This is a genomic window from Fretibacterium fastidiosum (assembly GCF_000210715.1).
GTDB classification, from domain to species: Bacteria; Synergistota; Synergistia; order Synergistales; family Aminobacteriaceae; genus Fretibacterium; species Fretibacterium fastidiosum.
In genome coordinates this window covers 1,399,597-1,400,959 of the sequence record NC_021038.1, presented here as the reverse complement: position 1 = coordinate 1,400,959, position 1,363 = coordinate 1,399,597, and the positions used below count along the sequence as shown (strand labels likewise).

The following is a 1,363-nucleotide window of genomic DNA, read 5'->3' as shown; positions in this document are numbered from 1 at the left end:
TGGAGTACACGTCGTCGTTCTTCCAGATGACGGCGACCTTCCGGGGCAGGCCCTTGTTGACCATGTACTGCGCGGAGGCAGAGCCCTGGTTGGGGTCCACGAAGCACATCTGAAACATGTTGTCCTTATTGGTCGTGACGGCTTTCGCGGAAGCGGAGGGCGTCAGCGCAAAGATGCGGTCGTTAAAGGTCTCTGCAGCCGTGGCCTCGCAGGGCTTTGAGGTGACGGCCCCCATGGAGAGCTGCATCCCCCAGTCCTTCAGGAGATTGTAGGCGTTCACGGCCTTCTCGGCGTCGTGGACGTCGTCCTCGTAGCGAAGCTCAAACTGCACCCCGCCCATGGCGTTGATCTCGTCCACCGCGATCTGAGCGCCGTTCTTCACCGCGTTGCCGTAGATGGCCGCGCCGCCCGTCAGGGGCGCCGTGCCGCCCAGCTTAAAGGCCTCGGCTCCAAAGGCGCAGCCCGCCGCCATGACGACGCTCAGGGCAAGGCCCGCCGCAAGGGTAAAAGCTCTCCTGGTCCTTTTTCTCATCGTTTTCCTCTCCTTAAATTCAATCTCACAGAAGTTCTATGCCGTATCCCCCTGCCCGCCAACGGCCGTTCGGCGATTCTGGGGACCTGTGGCCAAAAAAAAGGCGGCTGCCCTTCTTTAAGAGTGCAGCCGCGCGATGGAGCGTCTTGAAAAAATTTTTGGCTTCCCCTTAAGTATTCTTTTTTTCGTCCCCTACGACGACCGCCAGGACCACGGCAACGACCGATAGGACGACGGCACGCTGCCCGCAAATCATGACGATAAGGGCAAGAATGGCAAGAATAATAATGGACGCCACAAGAAGGGCGTCCACCGGGAAATCGACAACGTAACGGGAAGCGCGCGCGAAAGAGGCCGCCGCGTCACAGGAGGACGCGCCCGTAGGGCGTGACATCGCGAACTTAACGGCAAGGCTGCGGTTCATTTGCGAAACGTCCTCCTTCGCTGAAATTTTGTGACATTATAAAGTGCCGTCGGACGAATGTCAATCTGTTTTCTGAGGTTTTGTCGTTTTGCTCGTCGCCCGGTGACGGGGGCGGGCCGGTGCCCCCCCACCGCCCCGCTCCCGGAGGTGCGGGTTTCAGGAACGCCACTGAGGCGCCGCAGCGCGTTGCGCACTTCCCGTCACTTTTTCGCGTCGAAGAGGGGGAGGCACTGCCTCGCGTTCTTGAGCACGGCGTAGCTCAGGGCGCTGCGCCCCGTACGGTCCGTCCGGGACGGGTCTGCACCCGACGCGAGAAGCGTCTTCACGACCTCCGGGTTGTCGCTGGCTGCGGCCACCATCAGAGGGGTCGTGCCCCCGTCGTCCGGGACGTCCGTCGCGGCACCGGC

General features: G+C 61.6%; 3 protein-coding genes. All 3 read right to left on the bottom strand.

Annotated features, from left to right (window positions below; translation table 11 throughout):
• The coding region (locus tag SY1_RS06415; protein ID WP_243440607.1) for an ABC transporter substrate-binding protein at positions 1-532 on the bottom strand (532 nt) is incomplete at its 3' end.
• A gap of 169 nt (positions 533-701) precedes the next feature.
• On the bottom strand, positions 702-956 hold the full coding sequence (locus SY1_RS06410; protein ID WP_015556543.1) for a hypothetical protein: 255 nt from the start codon (positions 954-956) through the stop codon (positions 702-704).
• Positions 957-1,156: 200 nt separating this feature from the next.
• A partial coding sequence (locus SY1_RS06405) for an ankyrin repeat domain-containing protein (protein WP_208873125.1) occupies positions 1,157-1,363 on the bottom strand: 207 nt, incomplete at its 5' end.